This is a genomic window from Streptomyces sp. NBC_01283 (assembly GCF_041435335.1).
Lineage (GTDB): Bacteria > Actinomycetota > Actinomycetes > Streptomycetales > Streptomycetaceae > Streptomyces.
On record NZ_CP108430.1, the window covers coordinates 2,862,004 to 2,886,709 of the forward strand.

General features: G+C 69.4%; 26 protein-coding genes and 1 riboswitch. Of the genes, 4 read left to right on the forward strand and 22 right to left on the reverse strand.

The window, feature by feature from the left end:
- Positions 1–54: 54 nt before the first annotated feature.
- On the forward strand, positions 55–459 hold the full coding sequence (locus tag OG302_RS12800; protein ID WP_371526915.1) for a VOC family protein: 405 nt from the start codon (positions 55–57) through the stop codon (positions 457–459).
- Between the two features lie 121 nt (positions 460–580).
- A complete protein-coding gene (locus OG302_RS12805; protein ID WP_371526916.1) occupies positions 581–1,747 on the forward strand; it encodes an LOG family protein in 1,167 nt (388 codons plus the stop codon).
- Positions 1,748–2,245: 498 nt separating this feature from the next.
- Here the strand turns inward: OG302_RS12805 and OG302_RS12810 are convergent, their stop codons facing one another.
- The 5 genes from OG302_RS12810 to rlmN all read right to left on the reverse strand — a co-directional run bounded on the left by OG302_RS12810 (position 2,246) and on the right by rlmN (position 8,379).
- Positions 2,246–3,037 carry a maleylpyruvate isomerase family mycothiol-dependent enzyme gene (locus tag OG302_RS12810; RefSeq protein WP_371526917.1) on the reverse strand — a complete coding sequence of 264 codons (792 nt, stop codon included), beginning with the start codon at positions 3,035–3,037 and terminating at the stop codon, positions 2,246–2,248.
- A gap of 79 nt (positions 3,038–3,116) precedes the next feature.
- Entirely contained in the window at positions 3,117–4,208 is a 1,092-nt protein-coding gene (locus OG302_RS12815; protein ID WP_371526918.1) for an ABC transporter ATP-binding protein, read from the reverse strand.
- On the reverse strand, positions 4,208–5,947 hold the full coding sequence (locus tag OG302_RS12820; protein ID WP_371526919.1) for an ABC transporter permease: 1,740 nt from the start codon (positions 5,945–5,947) through the stop codon (positions 4,208–4,210). The genes OG302_RS12815 and OG302_RS12820 overlap by 1 nt, the downstream gene beginning before the upstream one ends.
- Positions 5,923–7,017, reverse strand: a complete 1,095-nt coding sequence (locus OG302_RS12825; RefSeq protein WP_371526920.1) for a thiamine ABC transporter substrate binding subunit — start codon at positions 7,015–7,017, stop codon at positions 5,923–5,925. The genes OG302_RS12820 and OG302_RS12825 overlap by 25 nt, the downstream gene beginning before the upstream one ends.
- A gap of 83 nt (positions 7,018–7,100) precedes the next feature.
- Positions 7,101–7,218, reverse strand: a riboswitch (TPP riboswitch).
- 54 nt (positions 7,219–7,272) lie between these two features.
- The gene (gene rlmN / locus OG302_RS12830) at positions 7,273–8,379 is read right to left on the reverse strand and encodes a 23S rRNA (adenine(2503)-C(2))-methyltransferase RlmN (protein ID WP_361837993.1); all 1,107 of its coding nucleotides are present in this window, start codon (positions 8,377–8,379) and stop codon (positions 7,273–7,275) included.
- Positions 8,380–8,528: 149 nt separating this feature from the next.
- Here rlmN and OG302_RS12835 point away from each other — a divergent pair, with 149 nt between their 5' ends.
- Complete coding sequence (locus tag OG302_RS12835) at positions 8,529–8,987, forward strand: hypothetical protein (RefSeq protein WP_371526921.1); 459 nt, start codon at positions 8,529–8,531, stop codon at positions 8,985–8,987.
- Between the two features lie 86 nt (positions 8,988–9,073).
- Here OG302_RS12835 and OG302_RS12840 read toward each other — a convergent pair whose 3' ends face one another.
- The 5 genes from OG302_RS12840 to rpsB all read right to left on the reverse strand — a co-directional run bounded on the left by OG302_RS12840 (position 9,074) and on the right by rpsB (position 13,728).
- The gene (locus OG302_RS12840) at positions 9,074–10,165 is read right to left on the reverse strand and encodes a phosphatidate cytidylyltransferase (RefSeq protein ID WP_371526922.1); all 1,092 of its coding nucleotides are present in this window, start codon (positions 10,163–10,165) and stop codon (positions 9,074–9,076) included.
- Between the two features lie 41 nt (positions 10,166–10,206).
- Complete coding sequence (gene frr / locus OG302_RS12845; protein WP_361838002.1) at positions 10,207–10,764, reverse strand: ribosome recycling factor; 558 nt, start codon at positions 10,762–10,764, stop codon at positions 10,207–10,209.
- Positions 10,765–10,914: 150 nt separating this feature from the next.
- Positions 10,915–11,676 (reverse strand): UMP kinase, encoded by a 762-nt coding sequence (gene pyrH / locus OG302_RS12850; RefSeq protein WP_361838005.1) that lies wholly within the window; start codon positions 11,674–11,676, stop codon positions 10,915–10,917.
- Between the two features lie 186 nt (positions 11,677–11,862).
- Positions 11,863–12,699 (reverse strand): translation elongation factor Ts, encoded by an 837-nt coding sequence (tsf, locus tag OG302_RS12855; protein ID WP_361838008.1) that lies wholly within the window; start codon positions 12,697–12,699, stop codon positions 11,863–11,865.
- Between the two features lie 93 nt (positions 12,700–12,792).
- Positions 12,793–13,728: a 30S ribosomal protein S2 gene (gene rpsB, locus OG302_RS12860; RefSeq protein ID WP_371526923.1), complete on the reverse strand. Its 936-nt coding sequence runs from the start codon at positions 13,726–13,728 to the stop codon at positions 12,793–12,795.
- A gap of 281 nt (positions 13,729–14,009) precedes the next feature.
- Between rpsB and OG302_RS12865 the strand changes: the two genes are divergently transcribed.
- Entirely contained in the window at positions 14,010–14,648 is a 639-nt protein-coding gene (locus OG302_RS12865; RefSeq protein ID WP_371526924.1) for a peptidoglycan DD-metalloendopeptidase family protein, read from the forward strand.
- A gap of 76 nt (positions 14,649–14,724) precedes the next feature.
- Here OG302_RS12865 and OG302_RS12870 read toward each other — a convergent pair whose 3' ends face one another.
- The 12 genes from OG302_RS12870 to rplS form a co-directional block, all read right to left on the reverse strand.
- Positions 14,725–15,282: a TetR/AcrR family transcriptional regulator gene (locus OG302_RS12870; protein WP_371750104.1), complete on the reverse strand. Its 558-nt coding sequence runs from the start codon at positions 15,280–15,282 to the stop codon at positions 14,725–14,727.
- Between the two features lie 131 nt (positions 15,283–15,413).
- Entirely contained in the window at positions 15,414–16,259 is an 846-nt protein-coding gene (gene whiG, locus OG302_RS12875) for an RNA polymerase sigma factor WhiG (RefSeq protein ID WP_371526925.1), read from the reverse strand.
- A gap of 328 nt (positions 16,260–16,587) precedes the next feature.
- Positions 16,588–17,754, reverse strand: a complete 1,167-nt coding sequence (gene dprA, locus OG302_RS12880) for a DNA-processing protein DprA (protein ID WP_371526926.1) — start codon at positions 17,752–17,754, stop codon at positions 16,588–16,590.
- Positions 17,751–19,370, reverse strand: coding sequence for a YifB family Mg chelatase-like AAA ATPase (locus OG302_RS12885; protein ID WP_371526927.1), 1,620 nt, complete (start codon positions 19,368–19,370; stop codon positions 17,751–17,753). Before OG302_RS12885 ends, dprA begins: the two co-directional genes overlap by 4 nt.
- Positions 19,370–19,747, reverse strand: coding sequence for a YraN family protein (locus tag OG302_RS12890; protein WP_371526928.1), 378 nt, complete (start codon positions 19,745–19,747; stop codon positions 19,370–19,372). Before OG302_RS12890 ends, OG302_RS12885 begins: the two co-directional genes overlap by 1 nt.
- A gap of 106 nt (positions 19,748–19,853) precedes the next feature.
- Positions 19,854–20,162 carry a DUF2469 domain-containing protein gene (locus OG302_RS12895; RefSeq protein WP_003965949.1) on the reverse strand — a complete coding sequence of 103 codons (309 nt, stop codon included), beginning with the start codon at positions 20,160–20,162 and terminating at the stop codon, positions 19,854–19,856.
- 55 nt (positions 20,163–20,217) lie between these two features.
- Entirely contained in the window at positions 20,218–20,736 is a 519-nt protein-coding gene (locus OG302_RS12900; protein WP_371526929.1) for an NUDIX hydrolase, read from the reverse strand.
- Positions 20,726–21,493 carry a signal peptidase I gene (lepB, locus tag OG302_RS12905; RefSeq protein ID WP_371526930.1) on the reverse strand — a complete coding sequence of 256 codons (768 nt, stop codon included), beginning with the start codon at positions 21,491–21,493 and terminating at the stop codon, positions 20,726–20,728. The genes OG302_RS12900 and lepB (OG302_RS12905) overlap by 11 nt, the downstream gene beginning before the upstream one ends.
- An 80-nt stretch (positions 21,494–21,573) precedes the next feature.
- Positions 21,574–22,545: a signal peptidase I gene (lepB, locus tag OG302_RS12910; protein WP_371526931.1), complete on the reverse strand. Its 972-nt coding sequence runs from the start codon at positions 22,543–22,545 to the stop codon at positions 21,574–21,576.
- Positions 22,430–23,515 (reverse strand): signal peptidase I, encoded by a 1,086-nt coding sequence (lepB, locus tag OG302_RS12915; RefSeq protein WP_371526932.1) that lies wholly within the window; start codon positions 23,513–23,515, stop codon positions 22,430–22,432. Before lepB (OG302_RS12915) ends, lepB (OG302_RS12910) begins: the two co-directional genes overlap by 116 nt.
- On the reverse strand, positions 23,508–24,227 hold the full coding sequence (gene lepB, locus OG302_RS12920) for a signal peptidase I (protein ID WP_371526933.1): 720 nt from the start codon (positions 24,225–24,227) through the stop codon (positions 23,508–23,510). The genes lepB (OG302_RS12915) and lepB (OG302_RS12920) overlap by 8 nt, the downstream gene beginning before the upstream one ends.
- A 45-nt stretch (positions 24,228–24,272) precedes the next feature.
- Positions 24,273–24,623: a 50S ribosomal protein L19 gene (rplS, locus tag OG302_RS12925; RefSeq protein WP_160507458.1), complete on the reverse strand. Its 351-nt coding sequence runs from the start codon at positions 24,621–24,623 to the stop codon at positions 24,273–24,275.
- Between the last annotated feature and the right edge of the window lie 83 nt (positions 24,624–24,706).

The following is a 24,706-nucleotide window of genomic DNA, read 5'->3' on the forward strand; positions in this document are numbered from 1 at the left end:
GTAAGGCACGGGACGCACGCACCACGCAGAACTCACCGCAACGGGAGACACCACATGTACCAGCAGATGATCTTCGTGAACCTCGCCGTGAACGACGTCGACAGCTCGAAGAAGTTCTTCACGGAGCTCGGCTACACGATCAACCCTCAGTTCACGACGGACGACTGCGCCTGCGTCGTGATCAGCGACACGATCATCGCGATGATGCTGAGCAAGAAGCACTATCAGCAGTTCACGGAGAAGCAGATCGCGGACCCGAAGTCGACCAGCGAGACGCTGCTGTGTCTGAGCGCCGAGAGCCGCGAGAAGGTCGACGAGCTGGTCGACAAGGCGCTGGCGGCCGGCGGCACGGCGGGTAAGACGCAGGACTACGGCATGATGTACGGCCGCGCTTTCGACGACCTGGACGGCCACACCTGGGAAATCATGTGGATGGACCCGTCCGAGGTCCAGGGCTGAGGGTCGACCACGGCGGTGGGCCGGGTCCAGAGCTTCGGGCTGAGGTCCACCGGTCTGGGGCGACGGACCTCAGCTCTGGGTTGAGGTTCACCACCCGGCACCGCCTGCTTAGCATGGGCGAATGCAGCAGACTCCCGCATCAGCGTCCACATCGGCATCCGCATCCGGCGCCGCGCCTTCGCCCCAACTGCCGGGCGGCGACCGCGAGATCGAGTCGCTGGAGGAGTTCGACGAGGTCGCGGCGAGGGGCTCGCTCGCCGGGTGCCGCGTACAGGCCATAGACCTGATGGCTCGTACGTCCGTGTTGCGGGCCTGCGACGCCACGGGCGCGGTCTTCCTCGGCTGCCCGATGGAGCAGGACGCGGTGGACGCGATGCGGGCCGCCGGGGCGCTGGTGTTCCCACCCGTCCCCGGCCTGCCGTTCGACCCGTACCGCGGCCTCCTCTACACGCCGGAAGAACTCTTCGCGGGACTCTCCGACGGTGGGTACGAGGCGACTCCTGACGCCGGTGCGTACGCGTGGTTCCAGGAGACCAAGGCCGACGGCGACGTCTTCTCCTCGATGCTCCGCGCGATCCACGACGACTCGATCTCGGACGCACTCGACGAACTGCTCGTCAGCGCGCGGGTGGTGGGGGTGATGGGCGGCCACGCGATGGCCCGCGGCACGACGGAGTACGAGGGTGCGGCCCGGCTCGGCCGCTCGCTCGCCCGCGCCGGGTTCACGGTCGCCACCGGTGGCGGTCCCGGCGCGATGGAGGCGGCGAACCTGGGCGCGTACGCGTCCGTATTCCGCGACGAGATGCTGGACGAGGCGCTCGAACTCCTCGCCAAGGCGCCGTCCTTCACCCCGTCGATCACCGAATGGGCGCGGGCGGCCTTCGACGTCCGCGAGCGCTGGCCGGCCGGCGGTGCGTCGGTGGGCATCCCCACGTGGTTCTACGGCCACGAGCCGCCGAACGCCTTCGCCACGCACCTGGCCAAGTACTTCGCCAACGCCACCCGCGAGGACGGCCTGCTGGCCCGCTCGAACGCGGGCGTGATCTTCCTCCCCGGCGCGGCGGGCACGCTCCAGGAAATCTTCGACGCGGCCACCCCGAACTACTACGAGTCCCGCGGCGAACCGGCCCCCATGATCCTGGTCAACCACGAACACTGGACGAACCGCCTCCCGGCCTGGCCCCTGCTGCAGGCGCTGGCGCGGGGCCGCACGATGGAGTCGAGGATCGCTTTGGTGGACAAGGTGGAGGACGCACCGGCCACCTTGGCATCACTCCCGACGGACTGACGCCCTGACCTATCCAGCCCGCCGACGGGCTTTTCCGGCCCGTCCGGTGACCTTTGCAGCCGTCCGACGGGCTCTTCTCGCCCGTCCGGTGAGCTTTCCAGCCCGTCCGGTGTGAGCTTCTCCGGCCCATCCGGTGAGCTGTTCAGCCCGTCCGGCGTTCGAGGACGAACTCGGCGGAGCCGGTGATGACGACACGCAAGACTCCGGTGCACGGGCCCTCACGCCTCCACCCCGGCGGCGGACCCGCGTGGGTTTTCCAGCCCGTCCGGCGTTTAAGGACGAACTCGGCGGAGCCGGTGACGACGGCACGCAGAGCTACGGCGCACAAGCCCCCAGCCTTCCGCCCCGGCGGACCCGCGTGGGCTTGTCCAGCCCGTCCGGCGTTTGAGGTCGAACTCGGCGGAGCCGGTGACGACGGCACGCAGAGCTTCGGCGCGCCAAAGCACCCCGAAGCCCCGACGCAGCCGGTTTTCGGGAAGGGGCGGGGTTGGGGATAAATCACCCGAACGAAGCCCGCTCCAGCCAGAAGTCCAACAGCTCCCGCTCCCCCAGCACCTCCACGGCCCCACCATCCAGCCCCCGCCGCCGATAGAACGCAAGCAGCACCTCAGTAAGCGGCCCCCGCAGAGCAACGGTCGCCTTCTCATGCCCCGGCCGCCAGCTGAACCCCTCCTCACCGAACTCGATGACCCACTCGGCATCCACCTCCGAGGGCGCATCCGTGGCATGGAGATGGATGCTCCGCCCCCCACCCCGCAACTCGGCGGCACTGTCCTCCGGCTCGGACCGCTGCACGAACTGCACGATCTCCAGCCACTCATCGATCGCATCGGCGGCAACATCCGGCGCGACCTCATACGTCACCCCGGCGGCAATCGCCGCGTCCGCCCGGTGCACAGCCACCTCATGCATCATGCGCCGCGCCCAGAACCCCGCATCATGCCGATCGGACCAGGACCACACCGGCGTATCGGCCCGCGCACCACCCATCGTCCCCACGAACAGCTCGGCAGTCTCCGCGAGCCAGGCGTCGAGGGCCGCGGGATCGTCCCCCTCCGGCCCGCGGATCCCCGGGACGTCCTCCTCCGGGATGTCCCCCGTGGCCCGCGTGCCCACCAGGCGCTCGGCCCAGCGCACGGCGCCACCCACATGCCGGGCGAGGTACCCCAGCGTCCACTCCGGGCACGTCGGCACGGTCGCCGACAGATCCGCCCCCGCCAGCGTGTCCCTCAAGAGACCCAGCTGAACAGCGACTTCGGCGCACTGGCGGTCGTACTCCCATGTCTTCATGGGCCGAACCCTAGGCACACCCCGCAGACACCCACACCTCAATAACGCCCGCCCACCCGCACCCGCACCCCGCCCCGCCTCAGCCCAGAACCACGACATCCCCCGCGTCGAACGCAACCCCTACCGTCTCCCCCACCCCAGGCGCATCCCGCAACGCACAGGCCGCCTCCAGCCGCGGCCCTTCCGCAGGCTCCAGGTGAACGGCGACATGGGTCCCCCGGAACGTCCGCGCCGTCACCACGCACGGCAGCCCCTCGTCCGCGGCCACCAGCCGCACCCCGGCGGGCCGCACCAACACCCGGCACCGACCATCCCTCACGCCCTCTCCGTTCCCCCCATTCCCCCCGTTCCCCGGTACCGGAATCTTGCCCCAGACGGTGTCCGCCACCTCCCCCGCCACCGTCGCGTCGACGACGTTGTCGAAGCCGAGGAACCGCGCCACGAACTCGTCCGCCGGATGCCGCCAGACCTCAAGGGGCGTACCGGACTGGGCGATCCGCCCGTCCCGCATCACCACGACCCGGTCCGCGAGCGCGAAAGCCTCACCCTGGTCGTGCGTGACCGCGAGGACCGTCGTACCCAACTCGTCGAAGAGCTCACGGAGTTCGACGACAAGGCGCTCCCGCAGCGAACGGTCGAGCTGCCCGAGCGGCTCGTCGAGCATCAGCAGGCGCGGCCTGGGCGCGAGCGCACGCGCGAGAGCGACCCGCTGCTGCTCCCCGCCCGAGAGCGAGGCGACAGCCCGCCGCTGCGCACCCGGCAGCCCCACGAGTTCGAGCAACTCGGCTACCCGGTCGGCCTGTTCACCCCGCGATACGCCGTGCATCCGCAGCCCGAAGGCAACATTGCCCGCCACATCGCGCTGCGGGAAAAGCTGATGGTCCTGGAACATCAGGCCGACGCCCCGCTTGTGCGCGGGCACCCCCCGCTGGTCCCGGCCGTCGAGCAGAACCCGCCCCCCGTCGAGTTCCTGGAGCCCGGCGACGGCCCGCAGCAGCGTCGACTTGCCGCTGCCGCTCGGCCCGAGCACGCACACGATCTCGTGCTCCTCGACCTCAAGCCCGACACCGTCGAGCACGGCCCGCGCCCCGAACCGAACGGTCGCATCAGCCAGAGTCAGCAGCCCCGCACCCTGCCCCGACCCCACACCCACACCCACACCCACACCCATCAGAACTCCCCAGTCGTGCGGTCGGTACGGAGGCGTTCGAGCAGCAGCAGCGACACCGCGCACACCACCATCAAGATCGTCGAAAGTGCCATCGCCTGCCCGTAGTTGAGCTCACCGGCCCGCCCCAGGAGACGGGCCACGGCGACCGGCAGGGTCGGGTTGTCCGGCCGCGCGATGAACACCGTCGCGCCGAACTCCCCCAGGGAAACGGCGAAGGCGAACCCCGCGGCGATCAGCAGCGCCCGCCGCACCATCGGCAGATCGACCTCACGCCACGCCCGCAACGGCGATGCCCCGAGCACGGCGGCCGCCTCACGCAGGCGTCCGTCCACCGCGCGCAGGACGGGAAGCATGGTGCGTACGACGAAGGGCACGCCCACCAGCGCCTGCGCGAGCGGCACCAGGATCCATGTGGACCGAAGGTCCAGCGGCGGCTTGTCCAGCGTGATCAGGAACCCGAAGCCGACCGTCACCGCGGACACCCCGAGCGGCAGCATCAGCAGCGCGTCGAAGCCGCGCACCAGACGGCCGGCCCTCCGGGTGAGCGCCGCCGCCGCGAGCCCGCCGATCACCAGGGCGATGGCGGTGGCGGCGAGCGCGTACTGGAGCGAATTCCACACGGCCTCGATCGGCGGGACGAGGAAGGCCCCGCCCTCCGCCGATGTCAGCTCCCGGTAGTAGGTGAAGCCGTAGCCGTCGGGGCCGCTCAGCGAGCGCTCGATCAGGACCCCGAGCGGCAGCAGGATCAGCACGGCGATGGTGAGCATGACCCCGCCCAGCAGCGCCCACTGCCCCGCGCCACGCGGCCGCCGCGCCACCGCGGACGCGTCGACGAGCTTCAGGGCACTCTCCCGCCTGCGCACCGTCCACGCGTGCACGGCGAGGATCAAGCCGACCGCCGCGAACTGCACGATCGTCAGGACGGCGGCCGTGGACAGGTCGAGGAGCTGGGCGGTCTGCCGGTAGATCTCGACCTCAAGGGTCGAGTACGCGGGCCCGCCGAGGATCTGCACCACACCGAACGAGGTGAAGGTGAACAGAAAGACCATGAGGGAGGCGGCGGCGACCGCGGGCCCAAGCGCGGGCAGCGTCACGGTGCGCCAAGCGGTCCACCGCGAGGCGCCGAGCATCCGCGCGGCCTCTTCCTGGCGCGGGTCGAGCTGCGACCAGAGCCCGCCGACGGTCCGTACGACGACGGCGTAGTTGAAGAAGACGTGCGCGAGCAGGATCGCCCACACGGTCGTGTCGAGCCGCACACCCCACATCTCATCGAGCAGCCCACCGCGCCCGAGCAGCGCGAGGAACGCGGTCCCGACGACGACCGTCGGCAGCACGAACGGCACCGTGACGACCGCCCGGAGCACCTGCTTGCCCCTGAACTCGAAGCGCACGAAGACATACGCGCCGGGCAGCGCGATCAGCAGCGTGAGCGCGGTCGACGCGAGCGCCTGCCAGGTGGTGAACCACAGCACGTGCCGGACGTCGGACTGCCCGACGACCTCCGCGATCCGCCCGAACTGCCACGCCCCGCCCACCTTCAGGCCGCGCGCGACGATCGCGGCGACCGGATAGGCGAAGAAGACCGCGAAGAACGCGACGGGCACGGCCATCAGACCGAGCCGCGCCGCGCTCCCGCGCGAGCGCCCCTTACGGGAAGCACTCCCCTTACGTGAAGGGCTCCCCTTGCGAGAGGCGCTCCCCTTAGGGGATCCGCTTACTTCAGTACGAGCGAGGTCCACGACTTGACCCACTGATCACGGTTGTCGGCGATCTTCTTCGGGTCCATGGTCTCCGGGTCGTCGACCTTCACGCCGTGCTTGACGAACAGCTCGGGCAGCTCGGTCTTCTCCCGCACCGGGTTCACGAACATGTTCAGCGGCATGTCCTTCTGGAACTCGGCGCCGATCAGGAAGTCGAGCAGCGCCTTGCCGCCCTTCTCGTTCTTGGCGTTGCTGAGCAGACCCGCGTACTCGACCTGCCGGAAGCAGGTGCCGGTCGCGACGCCGGTCGGCGCCTGCTTGGGCTGCGGCTTCGCGTAGAGCACCTCGACGGGCGGCGAGGAGGCGTACGAGACGACGAGCGGCCGGTCGCCCTTCGCCTTCTTGCCGCCGGCGGACCCGGAGAACTCTTCGTTGTAGGCCTGCTCCCAGCCGTCGACGACCTTGACGCCGTTGGCCTTGAGCTTCTTCCAGTAGCCCTGCCAGCCGTCGTCGCCGTACTGCGCGGCGCTGCCGAGCATGAATCCGAGGCCGGGCGACGAGGTCGAGGCGTTCTCGGTGACCAGCAGATCCTTGTAGGCGGGCTTGGTCAGATCCGCGAAGGACTTCGGCGGCGCCAGCTTCTTGTCGGCGAAGTACTTCTTGTCGTAGTTGACGCAGATGTCGCCGCTGTCGACGGGCGTCACCCGGTGCTTGTCCCCGTCGACCCGGAACTCCGACCCGACCTTCTCCGAGCCCTTGGCCTCGTACGACTGGAAGAGGCCGTTGTCGAGCGCACGCGAGAGCAGGGTGTTGTCGACGCCGAAGAAGACATCGCCCTGCGGGTTGTCCTTCGAGAGGATCGCCTTGTTCACGGCGGCACCGGCGTCGCCGTCCTTCAGGACGTTGACCTTGTAGCCGGAGCTCTTCTCGAACGCCTTCAGTACGTCCTTGGAGACGTTGAAGGAGTCATGGCTGACGAGGGTGACGCTCTTGGAGTCGGCCTTGTCGCCGCTGTCCGACGAGCTGCCGCACGCGGAGAGCGCGACGAGCCCGATGCTCACCGCGACCGCGGTGACCGTGACCTTCTTGGTGGTGCTCACTGAGTTCATTCCTCCTGGAGTGACCAGGAAGAGACGCGGCCCTGCCCGCGGACCAGACCGGATCGGACGGGTCCGCGGGCAGGGCGCAACAGCTTGAGTGATGTCCGAACTTCCTACCCGGAATGACCCGGGCAAGGTTCAGAGGGTCTGCGGCCAACCTGTCCTTGGCTGCCGCACTCTCAGCGCTGTGGCGCTCCCCTGTCGGAATATGAAGATGTGTTCCGGCTATGAAGTTGTGTTTCGGCCAGCCTAACGCCCGGCAGACTAACGCTCCGACGCGGCGAGCTGACCGCACGCCCCGTCGATCTCCTGGCCCCGGGTGTCACGAACCGTGACGGGCACCCCATGAGCGGCAATGGCGTCCACGAAGGCCTTCTCGTCCTCGGGCCGCGAGGCCGTCCACTTCGACCCGGGCGTCGGGTTCAGCGGAATGAGGTTCACGTGCACGGGCTTGTTCTTCAGCAGCCGCCCGAGGCGGTCACCGCGCCAGGCCTGGTCGTTGATGTCGCGGATCAGCGCGTACTCGATGGAGAGGCGACGCCCCGACTTGGCGGCGTACTCCCACCCGGCATCCATCACTTCACGCACGTTCCAGCGCGTGTTGACGGGTACGAGGGTGTCGCGGAGCTCGTCGTCGGGCGCGTGCAGCGAGATGGCGAGGCGGCACTTGAAGCCCTCGTCGGCGAAGCGGTGGATGGCGGGCACCAGACCGACGGTCGACACGGTGATGCCACGCTGCGAGAGGCCCACACCGTCCGGCTCGGGATCGGTCAGCCTGCGAATCGCCCCGGTCACCCGGTTGTAGTTAGCAAGAGGCTCACCCATCCCCATGAACACGATATTGGAGAGCCGAGCGGGCCCTCCGGGGATCTCCCCGTCCCGCAGCGCGCGCATCCCGTCAACGATCTGATGCACGATCTCGGCGGTCGACAGATTCCGGTCGAGCCCGGCCTGCCCCGTCGCACAGAACGGACAGTTCATCCCGCACCCGGCCTGCGACGAGATGCACATCGTCACGCGGTCCGGATAGCGCATGAGCACGGACTCGACGAGCGTCCCGTCGAAGAGCCGCCACAGCGTCTTGCGCGTGGTGTCGTCGTCACAGCTGATGTGCCGCACCACGGACATCAGCTCGGGAAGCAGCGCCTCCTGGAGCTTCTGACGTGAACCGGCGGGAATGTCGGTCCACTGCTCCGGGTCGTGCGCATACCGCGCGAAGTAGTGCTGCGAGAGCTGCTTGGCACGAAACGGCTTCTCGCCGGCAGCGGCAACGGCTTCCTTGCGCTCGGCGGGCGTGAGGTCGGCGAGATGCCGCGGCGGCTTCTTGGCTCCGCGGGGCGCGACAAAGGTGAGTTCTCCGGGTACAGGCATGGTCCATCCAGTGTCGCAGACGATGGGAGCCCTCCCCTGTCCACCCGCGGCGGCACGGAGAACCGGTCGGCGAAAGGCCTGTCATGTGCCTGACATGGATCACTAGAGTCTTCACCGACAACATCAACTTCGCTGGAGGTAATCAGCACGTGTTGAATCAAACGGGGAAGGCGCTCTTGATCGGCGCCACCGCAGCGCTCGCCGTGACGACCGCGGCACCGGCCCACGCCGGGACCGGCGTCCAGGCCGCGGCGGTCAGCAAGCACCAGGAAGTGCGCTGCGTGAAGCAGAGCGGCAGGACCTGCGCGTACTCGGTCTCCTTCTTCTACTGGAACAAGAAGGGGTCCGCCAAGCGTGGCCTGAACTACGTCCAGTCGGCCAGGTCTCCGTACAAGGCGGGCAAGGCGCGCTGGCTGTACAAGCAGCCGGGCGGCTCGACCCACGTCGGCAAGAGCTGGCGCAAGGCCCACTCGATCCCGCACGGCAACGCCGCCGAGGTCGAGTGGGGCAAGGTCGGGACCACCACAGGGCCCAGGCTCCGCAAGGGCACGCTGGTCTGTGTGCAGTGGAAGAACCTCTCGCAGAAGGCGTGCCACAAGCTGAAGTAAGCGGCGTACGGCACACCGCACGCGGCATGCGAAAAGGGGCTCGCCGTCCAGATGGACGGCGAGCCCCTCACGTACGCATGCGCAGGTCAGCCGGACCCTACGAAGATCACGAGCAGCAGCCACACGACCGGTGCGGTCGGCAGCAGCGAGTCGAGGCGGTCCATGATGCCGCCGTGCCCCGGCAGCAGCGTGCCCATGTCCTTGATGCCGAGGTCACGCTTGATCATCGACTCGCCCAGGTCCCCGAGCGTCGCGCTCGCGGCGACCGCGAGGCCGATGAGCAGCCCCTGCCACCACGTGCCGCCGTCGATCAGGAACTCCATGCACAGCGCGCCACCCGCCATCGCGAACGTCACCGCTCCGACCAGGCCCTCGCGGGTCTTGCCGGGGCTGATGCGCGGGGCGAGCTTGTGCTTGCCGAAGCGCCAGCCGATCGCGTACGCCCCGGTGTCGCTGACCACGGTCAGGAGCAGGAACGTGAGCACCCGCATCGCGCCGTCGTCCGCGGTGAGCATCATCGCCACGAACGTGGCGAGGAACGGGACGTAGAACGCCGCGAAGACGCCCGCCGTGACGTCCTTCAGATAGCCCTCGGGCGGCTCGGTCATCCGCCAGACGAGCACCGCGAGCGCGGTGAGCGCCATGGCGACCCAGGCGCCCTCGGGCCCGCGGACGTATCCGGCGACGACCATCGCGGCGCCGCCCACCGCCAGCGGGACCAGCGGCGCCTTGATCTCCTTGCGCTCCTGGAGCCGCGAGGTGAGCTCCCAGAGGCCGACCACGACGGCGACCGCTATGACGCCGATGAAGACGGCCTTCACGATGAAGAGCGACGCGATGATCACCGCGCCGAGCCCCACGCCGACTCCTATGGCCGCCCCGAGATCACGGCCCGCGCTCTTCTTCTGCGGCGCTTGAGGCGCTTGAGGCGTCTGAGGCACCTGCGGTGCCTGAGGCGTGCGCGGCGCCTCAGGGGCGGGCTGTGATGCGCTGGGCATGGGCTCCTGGGGTACTTCAGGCATGTCAGGCACGATGGGCATGGGCTGCGTCTCTGCTGGATACAGGGCGTCATGCGCATCGTACGCGGGACCTGCCGGGGCAGCCCCTTGAGCAGGGCCCTGGTCGGGCGGCCCCCAGTACCCGGCTCTGGGAGGCGCCCCCCAGGAAGAGTCGTTCACGGATCGGATTCCTCAGTCCTCAGACTTCGAGCCCTCAGCCCTCAGACCTCGAGCAGCTCGGCTTCCTTGTGCTTGAGCAGCTCGTCCACCTGAGCGACGTACTTCGCGGTCGCGTCCTCGAGCTCCTTCTCCGCGCGACGGCCCTCGTCCTCGCCGATGTCGCCGTCCTTGATCGCCTTGTCGAACGTTTCCTTCGCCTTGCGGCGGATGGAGCGGATCGAGATCTTGGAGTCCTCGGCCTTGGTCTTGGCGACCTTGATGTACTCCTTGCGGCGGTCCTGCGTCAGCTCGGGGAACGTCACCCGGATGATGTTTCCATCATTGCTGGGGTTGACGCCGAGGTCGGAGTCGCGGATCGCCTGCTCGATGTTGCGCAGCGCGCTCTTGTCGAACGGGGTCACCACGGCCATCCGCGGCTCGGGCACCGAGAACGAGGCCAGCTGATTGATCGGCGTAAGGGCGCCGTAGTAGTCAGCCACGATCTTGTTGAACATCGCCGGGTGCGCACGGCCTGTGCGAATCGCGGCGAAGTCCTCCTTGGCGACCACGACGGCCTTCTCCATCTTCTCCTCGGCCTCGAGGAGGGTCTCTTCGATCACCACTTGCTCCTGCGTGTTGTGAGTGGGCTGGGGCGCCCCCACACGGTGAAGTAGGGGGAGTCCATGGGGTGTCGGCTGCGTCGCGTCTCTTTCCCTGCACCGTGTCCGACCGGCAGGGCTTTGTCCATCCCTCGGAGGGCGTCCCCGAGATCAGGCGCGGGTACCCCCGTCGCCCACGAGTGTGCCGATCTTCTCACCCTTGACGGCACGCGCGATGTTTCCGGAGGAGAGCAACTCGAAGACCAGGATGGGCAACTTGTTGTCGCGGCACAGCGTGATCGCGGTCATGTCGGCGACCTTCAGGTCGCGGGTGATGACCTCGCCGTACCCGAGCGCGTCGTACTTCACCGCGTCCGGGTTGGTCTTGGGGTCGGAGTCATAGACACCGTCGACGCCGTTCTTGCCCATGAGCAGGGCTTCGGCGTCGATCTCCAGGGCGCGCTGCGCCGCGGTCGTGTCGGTGGAGAAGTACGGCATGCCCATGCCTGCGCCGAAGATGACCACACGGCCCTTCTCCAGGTGCCGGACGGCGCGCAGCGGGATGTACGGCTCCGCGACCTGACCCATGGTGATGGCGGTCTGGACCCGGCACTCGATGCCTTCCTTCTCCAGGAAGTCCTGCAGGGCAAGGCAGTTCATGACGGTGCCGAGCATGCCCATGTAGTCGGAGCGGGCCCGGTCCATGCCGCGCTGCTGGAGCTCCGCGCCACGGAAGAAGTTGCCGCCGCCGATGACGGCCGCGATCTGGGCTCCGTCCCGGACGACCGCGGCGATCTCCTTGGCGATCGCGTGCACCACATCGGGGTCGACGCCAAGGCCGCCCCCGCCGGCGAATGCCTCACCGGAGAGCTTCAGCAGGAAACGACCGGCGACTTTGTCGTCACCACTGTTTGTGTCGGCCTTGGTGGTCATGGAGTTCTCGCTTCTTTTTGCTCGGCGCACATACGAAGAAGGCCACTGCCGGTGGGGTGTCGTTCGCATCCCATGCTCGGCAATGGCCTCCTCGTCAGATCCTGCGGTCGTACGTCGCGTACTGCGTGGGTACGCGGGCGACCGCTGTCGACCCTAGCGGGGTCTACCGTCGATCGCGGTACGGACTCAGATGCCGACCTTGATGCGCGAGAAGCGCTTCAGGGTGACACCGGCCTCGTCCAGGACCTTCTGGACGGACTTCTTGTTGTCGAGCGCGTACGGCTGACCGAGGAGGGTGGCCTCCTTGAAGAAGCCGTTGACGCGACCCTCGACGATCTTGGGCAGCGCGGCCTCGGGCTTGCCCTCGGCGCGGGTGGTCTCCTCGGCGACACGGCGCTCGGACTCGACGACCTCGGCCGGAACGTCCTCACGGGAGAGGTACTTCGGCGCGAAGGCGGCGATGTGCTGCGCGATGCCCTTGGCGAGGTCGGCGTCGGCCTTGTCCAGCTCGACCAGGACACCGATCTGCGGGGGCAGGTCGGGCATGGTGCGGTGCATGTACGCCGAGACGTACGTGCCCGCGAACTGGGCGAAGCGGTCGAGGACGATCTTCTCGCCGAGGTTGGCGTTGGCCTCGTCGACGTACGCCTGGACGGTCTTGCCGGACTCGATCTCGGACGCGAGCAGCGCCTCGAGGTCGGCCGGGGACGTCTTGGCGATGTGCGCGGCCAGCGAGTTCGCGACGGCCTGGAACTTCTCGCCCTTGGCGACGAAGTCCGTCTCGCACTTCAGCTCGACGATCACGCCGGAGGTGTTGTCGTCGGCGATGAGGGAAACCACGGCGCCGTTCTCGGCGGAGCGGCCCTCGCGCTTGGCGACGCCCTTCTGGCCCTTGATGCGCAGGGCCTCGACGGCCTTGTCGACGCTACCGTCGGCCTCGTCGAGCGCCTTCTTGCAGTCCATCATGCCGGCGCCCGTGAGCTCACGGAGCTTCTTGACGTCAGCGGCGGTGTAGTTCGCCATGATCCTGAAATTCTCTTTCGGAGGTCTGAAAGATCTACGGGTGAACGGCGGGGGCCTGATGGCCCCCGCCGTCAACTACCGAACCTGTGAAGGTCAGGCCTGCTCGGTCTCCGCGGCGGGGGCCTCGGCGGCGGCAACCTCGGCGGGGGCCTCGGCCTGCTCGGCGTCGGCGGCCTTCTCCGTCTCGGCGGACTTCTGAACCTCGGCCTCTTCGGCCTTCGGCTCGTCGGCCTTGGCCTCGTCGGCCTTCTTCTCGCCCTCGAGCAGGTCGCGCTCCCACTCGGCGAGCGGCTCGCCGGCGGCCTTCTCGCCCGGCTTCTGGTCGCCCGTGGCCACGCCGGAACGGGCGATGAGGCCCTCGGCGACGGCGTCGGCGATCACGCGGGTGAGCAGGGTGACGGAGCGGATCGCGTCGTCGTTGCCCGGGATCTTGTAGTCGACCTCGTCGGGGTCACAGTTGGTGTCGAGGATGGCGACGACCGGGATGTTGAGCTTCCGGGCCTCGCCGACCGCGATGTGCTCCTTCTTGGTGTCCACGATCCAGACGGCGCTGGGCACCTTGGACATCTCGCGGATACCGCCGAGGGTCTTCTCCAGCTTGGCCTTCTCGCGGGAGAGGACGAGCAGCTCCTTCTTGGTGAGGCCGGACGCGGCCACATCCTCGAAGTCGATCTGCTCGAGCTCCTTCAGGCGCTGCAGGCGCTTGTAGACGGTCGAGAAGTTGGTGAGCATGCCGCCCAGCCAGCGCTGGTTCACGTAGGGCATGCCGACGCGGGTCGCCTGCTCGGCGATGGCCTCCTGCGCCTGCTTCTTCGTGCCGACGAACATGACCGTGCCGCCGTGGGCGACGGTCTCCTTGACGAACTCGTAGGCGCGGTCGATGTACGACAGCGACTGGAGCAGGTCGATGATGTAGATGCCGTTGCGCTCCGTGAAGATGAAGCGCTTCATCTTCGGGTTCCAACGACGGGTCTGGTGACCGAAGTGGACGCCGCTTTCCAGCAGCTCCCGCATCGTGACGACGGCCATGGCCGTACTCCTAGGTGTTCTCGGTTGTGCCGCGTCCGCCGGATGGCGGTCGCGCCTGACGCCCGCGATGCGCCGTGCCACAAAGGACCGAGAGGCGCTGGCATCCGGCTTTTGAAGGCCTGATGTCGGGGCGTGCGAAGTCGACCCGGTGACCCGGATCGCCACAAGAAGTGTACGGGACCCGCGAGGCAGCGGGTGACGCCGCTGTCCACAAGCGGCTGGTCATCCACAGATCCGCGCCATGATCCCCGCGGAACGGCCCGGCGCGGGACGGTTCTGTCATGTCTCACAGGCGACGAGGGGTACGGCAGAAGCGGCGGATCGGGCTGAGCTTGGTGGTGCCGGCCGTGGTGCTGATCACGGCGGGGGTGCTGCCGGCTGGGGCTGCTGGGGTGCCGGAGGCGGGGGCAGGCGCCCGGGAGCCGGTGCCGAAGGTGGCGGGGGTGTGGCCCGTGGGGGTGCGACCCGCCGTCGTACGGGGCTGGGAGCCCCCGGCGACGGAGTACGGCCGGGGGCACCGGGGCGTGGACCTCGGGGCGCCGCCGGGCTCGGTGGTCCGGGCCGTGGCTGCGGGCAGGGTCTCCTTCGCGGGCCGGGTGGCGGGCCGGGGAGTGGTCGCGGTGGAACTGACGGGCACGGGTGATCCGCCGTTGCGCACGACGTACGAGCCGGTGCGGGCCACCGTCAAGAAGGGCGCCGAGGTGACGACGGGCGAGGCGCTGGGGGTACTGGAACTCCCCAGGGCCCACTGCCCGAGCAGCTGCCTCCACTGGGGCCTGCTGAGAGCCAAGACATACCTGAACCCGTTGTCGCTGCTGCCACCGTGGCTGCTACGACGCGGGACGTCCCGCTTGCTGCCGATGACGGACGCACCACTGCTGCGACTGTTGCCGTGGGGGTGGGAGGCTGGGCCGGGGTAGATGCTGCCCCGCTGCGGGCGCGGCAGCTCGCCAGGAGCGCGCGGCACTCCAGCTGCTCGCTTCGGTGAGCGGGGGATCAGGCCCGGACGCCCCGCAGGGCCATGGCGACGGCTGCGTCGGTGATGGCGGAAGGGTCCTCCGCGGCGCCCAGCTCGATGCGCCGCACGGCCGCGTCCACGACGCCCTGCAGGAGCATCGCCGCAAGCCGGGGCTCCGCGTGCCCGAGCTCGCGCAGCGCCTCGCCGATCATGGCGACGAGCCCGCCGTGCGCGGCCCGGATCTTCTCCCGCGCGCCCGCGTCCAGCTCGGCCGCGGAGATCGCGACGACGGCCCGGTGGCGCCGGTCCCCCACCAGGTCGAGCTGCCGCCGGACGTACGCCTCGACCTTGCCCTCGGCGGACTCCGCCCCCTCCATCGAGGCGGAGACCTCCGCCGCCCAGACGGGGAAGTCAACCTCGCACAGCTCCTCGACGACCGCGGCACGCGACCGGAAGTACTCGTACACGGATGACCGTGCGAGCCCCGTGCGTTCAGCGAGGGCGGGGAAGGTCAACGCCTCCGTACCGCCCTCGGACAGCAGGGACCGCGCAGCGTCCAGGAGGGCGCCGCGCTGCATCGACCGGTGCTCGGCCACGGAGGCCGCTCGAATCCTTGGCACGCCCTCCACTCTACGGACGTGACCGCCAGGACGGGAGTCGATCCACCCCCTGGAAACCCGCGGCCCGGCCGCACGGCACAGGCCGGGGCAGGGACGATTCAGCGCGCTCAGCGGCCGAAACTTGCCAGCTTCGCCCGCAGCTGGAGCACGGATTTCGTGTGGATCTGGCTCACCCGGCTCTCCGTCACCCCGAGCACGTTTCCGATCTCGGCGAGCGTCAGCCCTTCGTAGTAGTAGAGCGTGACGACTGTCTTCTCGCGCTCCGGGAGCGTATTGATCGCGCGCGCGAGCAGCCTCCGGAGCTCGCGGTCCTCGGCGACCTCCACGGGGTTGTCGGCCGCGGTGTCCTCGAGGGTGTCCATCAGGCTCAGCCGGTTCCCGCCCTCGCCGCCGACGTGCAGCAGCTCCTCCAGAGCCACCACGTTCGCCAGCGACAACTGGCTGAAAATGGTGTGGAGTTCCTCGATGGCGATGCCCATCTCGTGGGCGACCTCGTTCTCCGACGGCGTGCGCCGCAGCTGCGCCTCGAGCGTGGCGTAGGCCCGCTCTACGTTGCGTGCCTTCTGCCGCACGGACCGGGGAATCCAGTCGAGCGCCCGGAGTTCGTCGATCATCGCGCCCCGGATGCGGGTGATCGCGTACGTCTCGAACTTGATGGACCGCTCGATGTCGAACTTCTCGATCGCGTCGATCAGCCCGAACACCCCGGAGGACACGAAGTCCGCCTGCTCGACATTGGGCGGAAGCCCCACGCTGACCCGGCCCGCGACGTACTTCACCAGGGGTGAGTAGTGCAGGATCAACTGCTCGCGCAGCCGCCCGTCCCCCGTGTCCTTGTACGACCGCCACAGCTCGTCCAGCGACGAGGGGGCGGGGGGCCGCTCCCGCTCGCCGCTACGGGCAGCGGGCGGAACCGCCGCCGCCCGATCGGACCCTGAGGTGTGCTGGGGCATGTGTTGCCTTGAGCCGTTCTGCCGTGAGGTGGTGAGGTCGTGCGGGCCGATGGTTTCGCCCGCGCCCGCGAGGTGGTGAGCTTGCGTGAAGTGAATGAGGTTGTCCGTCTGTCTGCCTGTGGTTGCCTGTCCGCGTCGGAATCCTTGTGAGCGTAGCGTGACTGGAGTGTCGCAGTGTGCGAACAGCAGGGGATCCCGCGTACGCAGATACGTTCCGCTGGGCGCCCCACCGAGCACCTCCCGTCGCCGTGCGTGACGATCGCGAAGCGTCAACTGCGGCCATTCCCAAGGCCATCGGGGGTTCATCCAGACGGCCGAACACGTTCGGTCACGGAGCGTCTCCTTTCGGCAAGACCGACACAATCGCCTGGCGTGTCAACTGCCAGCCGTCGCCGTGTCGTTCGACGAACCCGAGAGAGCGCAACTCGTACAGCCGACCGATCGCCGCGTCCACCACCGTGCCCGCGCCGAGCGCGATCTCCCGGGGTGACGCGCTGCCCCGGGCGGGCAGCGCCGCCAGGACGCGCGCGGCATCAGGGGCGAGCAGATCGCGCGGTACGACGGGGCCGCGGCGCTCCGGGGCCAGCTCGCCCATGTCGCCCACCAGCTCGACGATTTCCGCCGCGTCGGTCACCAGGATTCCGTCCCGACGCAGCAGTTCGTGCACCCCCGAGGAGAGCCCGCTCGTCGCGGGGCCCGGCACCCCCATCGTGAACCGTCCCAGCTCCCGCGCACTGCGCGCCGTGGCGAGCGCACCACTGCGGTAAGCGGCCTCGACGACGACACTCCCCCGGGTGAGAGCGGCGATCACGCGGTTCCGGAGGATGAATCTGCTCGGCGTGGGATGGTCCCCGGGCGGCAACTCCCCCACAAGCAGACCCTGTTCCGCGATCCTCCTGAGCAACTCGGTGTGTCCTCGCGGATAGGCCCGGTCGACCCCGCACGCGAGCACCGCGACCGTGGCCCCGCCGGCCCCCAGTGCTCCCCTGTGCGCGGCCCCGTCCACCCCATAGGCGCCGCCCGACACGACCACCCAGCCCCGCTCGGCCAGCCCCGCGCCGAGCCCGGCCGCCATATGCGCCCCGTACTCCGTGCAGGCCCGCGCGCCGACCACCGCCACCGACCGCAGCGCCCAGATCCGCAGGCTGGGCTGCCCCCGCACCCACAATCCCACCGGCCGCGCGTCCCCGAGGTCGTCCAACTGGACGGGCCACTCCGCCTCCCCCGGGCACACGAACCGCACCCCCGCGTCCCGCGCCACCACCAGATCCCGCTCGGGCCGCGCGTTCCCGGCCCGCGCCCGCAGCCCTTCCCACCGGGCCGGTGTCACTCCGTCGAGCCGCTCCTCCCCCTCGGCCAGCCGTCGCACCACTTCCACGGCCCCGGCCTCGCGCAACCACCGTCCGCCCACCTCGTCCCCCGGTTCGAGGATCCGGGTCAGGGCGACCCTCGCCAGCCGCTCCTGCTCCGAGGAGGGGCCCGGGTCCTCGGTCATGTCAGTGCCCCGATCGCCATCGGCACGCCCCTCGACACCCCCGTACGCAACTGCAGCGCCAGGGCGACGTCCTGTGCTGCGGGTCGGCCACGGCCTGCGAGGTCCGCGACGGTCCAGGCCACCCGCAGGACCCGGTCGAGCCCCCGGGCGGTCAGGAAGCCGCGCTCCAGGTCGAGTTCGGCGGCGTCCAGTGCGCCCGGCTCGGCGGGCCACCGCGTGCGCAGGGCGTGGCCCGGCACCTCGCTGTTCGTACGCCAGCCGGTGTCGGCCAGCCTGGCCGCGGCCCGCTCCCGGGCGCCGCGTACCCGGTCGGCGACCGTCTGTGTGGAGTCCCCCGGAGTGCCGAACCCCGCCAGCTCGGATCGTGTGACCGGCTCCACCTCGACCTTCAGGTCGACCCTGTCGAGCAGCGGGCCCGAGAGCCGCGCCTGATAGCGGCGGATGACGGATGCCGGGCATTCGCAGCCGTCGCCCAGCAGGGTGTGCCGACCGCAGGGACAGGGGTTGGCCGCGAGCACCATCAGGAACTTCGCGGGCAGTCGCACCACTCCCGCGCTGCGAGCGATCACCACATGGCCCGACTCCAGGGGCTGCCGCAAGGAGTCCAGGGTCTGGGTGCTGAATTCCGGCGCCTCGTCGAGAAAGAGCACGCCACGATGAGCCAGCGACACCGCCCCCGGCCGTGCGATTCCCTTGCCGCCGCCCACCAGCGACTGCATCGTCGCGGAGTGGTGCGGTGCGCAGTACGGCGCGGTGTCCACCAACGGCTTGCCCGGTGGCAGCATGCCCGCCACGGAATGGACGGCCGTCACCTCCAGGGACTCCTCCCGGGTCAGCCGGGGCAGGATCGCCGGCAGCCGCTCCGCGAGCATCGTCTTTCCCGCGCCCGGCGGGCCCTGCAGAAAGAGGTGGTGCCCGCCCGTGGCCGCCACCTCCACGGCGGTCCTGGCCGAGGTCTGTCCGACGACGTCGGCGAGGTCCAGGGCGAGGGCGTCGTCGAGGCCGCCGCTGAGCCCCGTGCCGATACCGGTCCCGGGCACGCAGAGCCCCGCGAGCATCGGGTCGGGCCGCCCGGGCACGTCCGGCTCCTCCTCCGGCACCGGCTCGTCGGTCAGCACGGCGATCAACTGCCGCAGGCTGCGCACCCCGAGCACCGAGACCCCCGGCACCAGCGCCGCCTCGGCCGCCGTGCACTCCGGGACGACGACCTGCTCATAGCCCGCGTCCGCCGCCGCCAGGACCGCGGGGAGCACGCCCCTGACCGGCCGCACCCGCCCGTCGAGCCCGAGCTCGCCGATCATCACGATGTCGGTGAGGGTCCGCGGATCGATCCGCTCGGCCGCACCGAGCACGGCGCAGGCCACCGCGAGATCGAATCCGCTGCCGCTCTTGGGCACCGAGGCCGGGCTGAGGCCCACCGTGAGCTTCTTCTGGGGCCATTCCCCGCCCGAGTTGACCACCGCGGCCCTGACCCGGTCCTTGCTCTCCGTGAGGCTCTTGTCCGGGAGCCCGACCAGCGTGAACGCCGCGACGCCCGGCTCCAGATCAGCCTGCACCTCGACGACCACGCCCTCGACGCCCACCAGAGCCACGGAGCACGTACGCGCGAATCCCATCAGGCCACCCCCCGCGCGTGCTCCACGACGGGGGCGCCGCGGCGTGGGATCAGCACGCCGACCAGGTCGATGCGCACACCGCCCGGTGGTGGACCGCCGCGCTCCTCGATCCAGCGCTCGGCGAGCCGCCGCAGCCGCTCCGCCTTGGCCTGGCCCACGGCCTCCATCGGGTGCTGGAAGATCCCCGCGCCGACCAGGCGGGCTCTGCGCGTCTTGACCTCACAGACGACCAGCGCTTCGCCGTCCATGGCCACGATGTCGATCTCGCCGGTTCTGCCGCCGCGCCAGTTGCGCTCCAGAACCGTCATCCCGGCTTCGCCCAGCCGCCTCGCGGCCAGATCTTCGCCGTACCGCCCGACTGCCCCACGTGCGTTCATGTCGGAACCACCTCCGACATCCACACTGGGACTCAGCCCCGGACCTTGTGGATCTTGGTGGACGACTCACGCGTTGTGGATAACTCACTCACCCGTGCCGGTGAACTCAGCCGCCCGGCAGCTCGAGATCGCTCTTGTTGAGCTCCTCGATATTCACGTCCTTGAACGTGAGGACGCGTACCTGCTTCACGAACCGTGCGGGCCTGTACATGTCCCACACCCAGGCATCCGCCATGGATACCTCGAAGAAAACCTCACCCTGGACGGAGTGCACCTGCATCTCGTAGTCGTTGGTGAGATAGAAGCGCCGTTCGGTCTCGATCACGTATTTGAACAGACCGACGACATCGCGGTACTCCCGGTAGAGCTTCAGCTCCATCTCGGTCTCGTACTTCTCGAGGTCCTCGGCGCTCATGGCATGTTCCCCTTCAGCCGTGCGTCCCCCTATTGTGCGTCAGCCCCTGAAGCCTCTACACGATTTCCGTGTCGAGCGTCTCGGGCCGGCTCGGAGGACCCTCGTCGAGCAGCCTGCGAAGCAACTCGGCGAGCCTGGTCGGATACACCGTCTCATGTGCCTCGGTCAGTTCCTGGCACGTCCACCAACGCGCTCCCGCGACAGTCCGTCGTTCCAGCTCCGTCAACCCTGTGGCCTGCGTGTACGTCTGTGACGTACGCGCCAGGAAGTACCGCTCGTCCTGGTCCCAGCGCCGGCCGGCGAAGGGGAAGGAGCAGAGCCGCTGCCACAGGGCAGGCCCGAGCTCGACCTCGGAGATGCCCGTCTCTTCCATCAGTTCTCGCAGCGCGGCCTGTTCATGCGTCTCGTCGCCCTCCAGACCGCCGCCCGGCGTGAACCACCAGTCGTCCGCCGTGTCCTCGGGCTCGTGGCCGTGCAGCAGGAGGATCCGGTCCTGCGGATCGAGCAGCACCACCCGCGCGACCCTGCGCGCCGCCCCCGGGTCCACCCCGGGCGGCGACGGCTCAGCCGACATGGGCGCTCTCCGCCGAGCGGTCGCGGTTCCGCGGACGCTCACGCCCGCGCCGCATCCGCTTGGCCACCGGGCCGTACGCGGCACCGCCCAGGACCAGGACGGCACCGGCCACCACGGCCCACACCATGAGCCGCACGGGGCCGGGCTCGGAGATTCCGCCCGGCATGTCCGCGAAGCCCGCGGGCCGCTCCAGCGTCCCGAGCCTCTCCGTCGGCCAGGCCACCGCGTCGACCCGCCCCTCGACCGCACCGCGCGGCACGGAGCCGTGGTTGGAGTCGCCCAGGTGCACGCTGGAGTCCAGGGAGCCGCTGCGCTCGTCACCGAGCAGGAAGAGATTGCCCTTGGGGACCGTGGTGGCCGGGATTCCGGTGGCCGCGGCGCCCTCGCCCTCGGGAAGATACGGTTCTGCGACGGGCTTGCCGTTGACCATCAGCTTGCCGTCCGTGCAGCAGGAGATCCGGTCTCCGCCGACGCCGACCACACGCTTGACCATCGGCAGGTCGCCCCAGCTCGCCTGCCTGAAGACGACGACGTCGCCCCGGCGCACCTCGCTGCCGTCTATCCGCTCCGCGAGGACCCGGTCGCCCGCGCCGATCGTCGGCGTCATCGACCCGGTGGGCACGGTGTACGGCTGGTACAGGACGGCGCCCCAGATGAAGCCTCCCAGGAAGAGCACACAGCCAAGGGCCACGGCCAGTCCCGACAGCACGCTGCCGAGCCGTCCATGGCCCTCGTCCGTACGTTGTGTCCTGCTCATCCCAGTGCTCCCCCATATCGGAGACGACCCCGCGCCCCTACGAGCAGGAGCACGGAAGATCGGTGATCTGGGACGGCACCCTACCCGGCGGTACCTCCGCCAGAAACCCTCGCGGCCTGGGCAGCGGCCACCGTGAGCCGACGCCTGCGCCAGAGCACGACCGGCACCGCACCCGCGAGGCCGAGGGCCGCGGGCGCCGCGCTCATCGCGGCGTTGATGCCCTGCTGGTCGAAGGTGTCCGGCTTGGGCAGCGTCGCCCAGCGGGTGGGCGGCCAGGCGATCACGATGGCGCGGCCCACGACGTTGTCGACGGGGACGGCGCCGCCGCCGGGCTGGTTCTGGTGGTAGCGGGAGTCCAGCGAGTTCTGCCGGTGGTCACCCATGACCCAGATCTTGCCCGCGGGGACGGTGACCTTGAACTGGCCGCCCTGGTCGTCGACGCTGCACGGGGTGTTGCCCTCGAAGACGTACGGCTCGTTCAGCGCCTTGCCGTTGACCTTCACCGGGCCGGTGCCCTTGCACTCCACCGTGTCACCGCCGACCGCGATGACCCGCTTGATCAGGTCCTTCTCGTCGGCGGACGGCATCAGGCCGACCCAGCCGAGGACCCGCTGAATCGCGTTCGGGTCGGGCGTCGGCTCACCGTCGAGCCAGTGGCCCGGGTCGTTGAAGACGACGACCTCGCCGCGCTCCGGCTCCGAGCCGAACCACGGTGTCAGCTTGTCGACCAGGACGCGGTCGCCCTTCTGGAGCGTGTTCTGCATCGAGTCCGAGGGAATCGAGAACGCCTGCACCAGGAAAGTCTTGATCACCAGCGCCAGGATCAGCGCGATGCCGATGAGGAGTGGCAGCTCCTTCCAGAAGGAGCGGGGCTTCTTCGCCCCCTTGGCGGGCTTCCCGTCCGTCTCATCGGGTGCGGGACGGGCGCCCGCGGTGTCACTCCCGGGGTTCACGCCGTCCGCCGCGGCCCCGGCCTCCGGCTCGTCTGATCGCCCTGGCTGCTCCTCGGGCCCACCGTGTCCGGACCGTGCGCCGACCGCCACATCCCCCACATCCACTCCTCAGTCCGTGCCGCTGCCCGCTCCTGATGCGATGCAGGCCCACCACTCCCATAACGAGCGGGAGTTCCGCAGGGGTCGGGAGTCCGGTCAATCCGTATCGATCGCCGGGGGCCAGCCTATGCGACGCCCCGATGGCGGTGTCCGAACCCGCACGCGCGTCGGGCACAGACGCGTACGTATCGGGCTCTTCCAGCTTGCGCCAGTGGTCGAAGGGCCAGGCGATGACGAGTGCCCGCCCGACCACACTGTCCTCGGAGACGGTGCCGCTGAACTTCTCGGTGCGGTGGAAACGGGAGTCGGCCGAGTCGGAGCGGTGGTCACCCATGACGAAGAGGCGCCCCTTGGGGACCTTCACCTCGAAGTTGAACGACGAGGGGTCATCCCCCGGGTTGATGTACGGCTCGGTGAGCGGGACTCCGTTGACCGTGAGCTTCTTGTTCTTGTCGCAGCACTTCACGGTGTCGCCGCCGACGCCGACCACGCGCTTGATCAGGTCGCGTTCGTCGTCGGAGGGCAGCAGCCCGATGAAGGTGAGGCCTTCCTTGACCTGCTTGACGCCTACGGGGTCGTCCTTCTTCTTGGCCTGCTCGTCCTTGAGCCAGTCGCCGGGGTCCTTGAAGACGACGACATCGCCGCGTTCGGGCTTGGCACCGAACCACGGGGTGAGCTTGTCGACGAGGACCCGGTCGCCGATCTTGATCGTCTGCTCCATCGAGCCCGAGGGGATCACGAAGGCCTGCACCAGGAAGGTCTTCAGGACCAGGGCTATCAGCAGCGCGACGCCTATGAGGAGAGGTATCTCCTTGATCGCCGAGCGCTGCCTGCGCCGCTTGACCTTCCGTGCGAGCTTGCGCCGCTCGGCCCTTCCGGGCAGTACGGGACCCGTGGTGGGGCGGGAGCCGGTGGGCAGCCGGGTGTCCGTGCGGTGGCTGGCGGCCCGGGTCCGCCCGCGGTTACCCATGCGCGCCGCCTGGTGCCGGCACGCGCGCGTAGCTGTCGGGACGCTCCAGGGAGGTCCAGTGACCGATGGGCCAGGCGATCCAGTCGGCCCTGCCGATCACGGAGTCGACGGGGATCATGCCGCCGCCGGGCTGGCCCAGGTGGTCGCGGGAGTCGCTGGAGTGGCTGCGATGGTCACCGAGGACGAACAGGGTGCCTTCGGGGACGACCGCGACGAAGCGCGCCTTTGAGGGGGTGTCCCCCGGGTACAGGTACGGCTCGTCGACGGGCTCGCCGTTCACCTTGATCCTCCCCCGCTCGTCGCAGCAGACCACCCGGTCTCCGCCCACCCCTGCGACCCGCTTGATGTAGTCGGCATCCCCGAAGTAGCCACTGCCGTCGAAGACGACCCCGTCACCTCGCTGCGGCTCGGAACCGAAACGGTACGCCAACTTGTTGACGAGTACCCGGTCTCCGACCCGGAACGCGGGCTCCATGGAGCTGCTGGGGATCTGGAACGGCTGCATCACGAAGGTGCTGACGAGCAGCAGGGACACCATGCAGATGAGCAGCGTCAGGGTGATCCTGCCGCCGGGCACCCAGGACACGAACGACATAAAAGCGGAGCGCGACCGGCCCTCCGCCCCCTCGGACCCTCCGTCGCGCTCGGCGCTCGGGGAGTCGGTGGGTGGGGAGGAGCGGTCGCGCTCCGTGTGCTGTGCTTCGGTGTCCATCGGGGCCAGATGCTATCCGGCTCCGCTGTGGACCCGTGCGCGAGCTCAGTTGTCGCGCTTCTCCTTGATCTTCGCGGCCTTGCCGCGCAGCTCACGGAGGTAGTACAGCTTCGCGCGACGCACGGCGCCGCGGGAGACGAGCTCGATCTTCTCGACGATCGGGGTGTGCACCGGGAAGGTGCGCTCCACGCCGACGGAGAAGGAGACCTTGCGGACCGTGAAGGTCTCGCGCACGCCGGCACCCTGGCGACGGATGACTACGCCCTTGAACTGCTGCACACGGGAGCGGTTGCCCTCGATGACGCGCACGTGGACGTTGACGGTGTCACCCGGGCGGAAGGCCGGGATGTCGGTGCGCAGCGAAGCGCTGTCGACGGAGTCGAGCAGGTTAGCCATGATCGTCTGCTTTCTTCACTGATGCCACAGGTCATCAGCGGGAAGTTCGTGATGAGGATTCGATAGCTGTTCGCGTCGGGCGG

Coding starts and splice junctions, on each gene's coding strand:
- OG302_RS12800 (WP_371526915.1), top strand. CDS start 55: ATGTACCAGCAGATGATCTTCGTGAACCTCGCCGTGAACGACGTCGAC.
- OG302_RS12805 (WP_371526916.1), top strand. CDS start 581: ATGCAGCAGACTCCCGCATCAGCGTCCACATCGGCATCCGCATCCGGC.
- OG302_RS12810 (WP_371526917.1), bottom strand. CDS start 3,037: ATGAAGACATGGGAGTACGACCGCCAGTGCGCCGAAGTCGCTGTTCAG.
- OG302_RS12815 (WP_371526918.1), bottom strand. CDS start 4,208: ATGGGTGTGGGTGTGGGTGTGGGTGTGGGGTCGGGGCAGGGTGCGGGG.
- OG302_RS12825 (WP_371526920.1), bottom strand. CDS start 7,017: ATGAACTCAGTGAGCACCACCAAGAAGGTCACGGTCACCGCGGTCGCG.
- rlmN (WP_361837993.1), bottom strand. CDS start 8,379: ATGCCTGTACCCGGAGAACTCACCTTTGTCGCGCCCCGCGGAGCCAAG.
- pyrH (WP_361838005.1), bottom strand. CDS start 11,676: ATGACCACCAAGGCCGACACAAACAGTGGTGACGACAAAGTCGCCGGT.
- tsf (WP_361838008.1), bottom strand. CDS start 12,699: ATGGCGAACTACACCGCCGCTGACGTCAAGAAGCTCCGTGAGCTCACG.
- rpsB (WP_371526923.1), bottom strand. CDS start 13,728: ATGGCCGTCGTCACGATGCGGGAGCTGCTGGAAAGCGGCGTCCACTTC.
- OG302_RS12865 (WP_371526924.1), top strand. CDS start 14,010: ATGTCTCACAGGCGACGAGGGGTACGGCAGAAGCGGCGGATCGGGCTG.
- whiG (WP_371526925.1), bottom strand. CDS start 16,259: ATGCCCCAGCACACCTCAGGGTCCGATCGGGCGGCGGCGGTTCCGCCC.
- dprA (WP_371526926.1), bottom strand. CDS start 17,754: ATGACCGAGGACCCGGGCCCCTCCTCGGAGCAGGAGCGGCTGGCGAGG.
- OG302_RS12885 (WP_371526927.1), bottom strand. CDS start 19,370: ATGGGATTCGCGCGTACGTGCTCCGTGGCTCTGGTGGGCGTCGAGGGC.
- OG302_RS12890 (WP_371526928.1), bottom strand. CDS start 19,747: ATGAACGCACGTGGGGCAGTCGGGCGGTACGGCGAAGATCTGGCCGCG.
- OG302_RS12895 (WP_003965949.1), bottom strand. CDS start 20,162: ATGAGCGCCGAGGACCTCGAGAAGTACGAGACCGAGATGGAGCTGAAG.
- OG302_RS12900 (WP_371526929.1), bottom strand. CDS start 20,736: ATGTCGGCTGAGCCGTCGCCGCCCGGGGTGGACCCGGGGGCGGCGCGC.
- lepB (WP_371526930.1), bottom strand. CDS start 21,493: ATGAGCAGGACACAACGTACGGACGAGGGCCATGGACGGCTCGGCAGC.
- lepB (WP_371526932.1), bottom strand. CDS start 23,515: ATGGGTAACCGCGGGCGGACCCGGGCCGCCAGCCACCGCACGGACACC.
- lepB (WP_371526933.1), bottom strand. CDS start 24,227: ATGGACACCGAAGCACAGCACACGGAGCGCGACCGCTCCTCCCCACCC.
- rplS (WP_160507458.1), bottom strand. CDS start 24,623: ATGGCTAACCTGCTCGACTCCGTCGACAGCGCTTCGCTGCGCACCGAC.